Here is a 1218-nt window from a genome sequence, read left to right as displayed (position 1 = left end):
GTTTGTGTTACGCCGTAGGGCGCGGGTTGAGCAACTGGTGGAGACGCGAAGCCCCTATCGAGCGCAGCGTCGGAGCCGGTTGCGGTGAGGGTTCCGGCGAAGGCCGCGGGGGTCCGGTATCCGAGCGAGGAATGCGGTCTTTCGGTATTGAAGTCCTGCCTCCATTCGGCGATGGCGCTGCGGGCGTGATCGAGGCCGAAGAACAGGCTCTCGTTGAGGAGTTCGTCGCGCATCCGGCCGTTGAAGCTTTCAACGTAGCCATTTTGCATCGGCTTTCCCGGCGCGATGTAGTGCCATTCGACGCAATGATCCTTCGACCAGGCGAGGATGGCATTCGAGGTGAACTCCGTCCCGTGGTCGGAAACGATCATGTCCGGCTTGCCGCGATGGCTGATCAGATCGGTCAGCTCACGTGCCACCCGACGACCGGAGATCGACGTGTCCGGGATCGAGGCCAGGCATTCGCGCGTCACGTCATCGACGATGTTCAGCACGCGGAAGCGCCGTCCGCAGGCAAACTGGTCATGCACAAAGTCCAGTGACCAGCGCGCATTCGGTCTCGCCTCGACCAGGATCGGCGCTCGCGTGCCCACCGCTCGTCGCCGCGCCCGGCGCTTGCGAACCGTAAGACCTTCCTCCCGGTAAAGCCGATAAATGCGGTTGATGCCTGACAGTTCGCCTTCCCGCCGCAGCAGGATGAACAACCGCCGATAGCCAAACCGGCGACGCTCATTGGCAAGATCCCGTAACCGGCCGCGCAGTTCGGTCTCCGGCGGGCGGCACGACTGGTAGCGGATCATCTTGCGATCGGCACAGACGAACGTACAGGCCCGACGCTCCGACAGGCCCATGGCGGCCTGCAGATGCGCGACGGCTTCGCGCTTGGCGGCGGGCCCTACCATTTTTTTGACAGAAGCTCGCGAAGTGCAGAGGCTTCCAGCATCTGGTCGGCGAGCAGCTTCTTCAGCTTTGCATTCTCGTCTTCCAGAGCCTTCAGGCGCTTGGCATCGGACACGTCCATGCCGCCATACTTCGCCTTCCAGTTATACAGCGTCGCCTCGGAAACTCCGTGCTTGCGGGCCAGATCGCCCGCCTTCGCGCCCGCCTCGTGCTCGCGTAGAACCGCGATGATCTGATCTTCCGTGAACCGCTTACGCTTCATCTGTCCGTCCTTCGATCAAGGCCGGACTCTAACTCCTGGTGGAGGAAAAACTCAGT

General features: G+C 62.3%; 1 protein-coding gene. It reads right to left on the bottom strand.

The window, feature by feature from the left end:
* Positions 1–1162 (bottom strand): IS3 family transposase gene (locus tag C8K44_RS27210; protein ID WP_109578863.1). Its coding sequence is split into 2 segments (ribosomal slippage), with 1163 coding nucleotides annotated over them: positions 1–910 and positions 910–1162; the frame shifts between segments, so codons are not numbered across the junction. This gene is flagged as partial in the annotation.
* Between the last annotated feature and the right edge of the window lie 56 nt (positions 1163–1218).

The organism is Aminobacter sp. AP02 (assembly GCF_003148805.1).
In the GTDB taxonomy this organism is placed as follows: domain Bacteria; phylum Pseudomonadota; class Alphaproteobacteria; order Rhizobiales; family Rhizobiaceae; genus Aminobacter.
The sequence above is the reverse complement of the archived record's forward strand: the minus strand, read 5'-3'. Positions and strand labels throughout refer to the sequence as shown.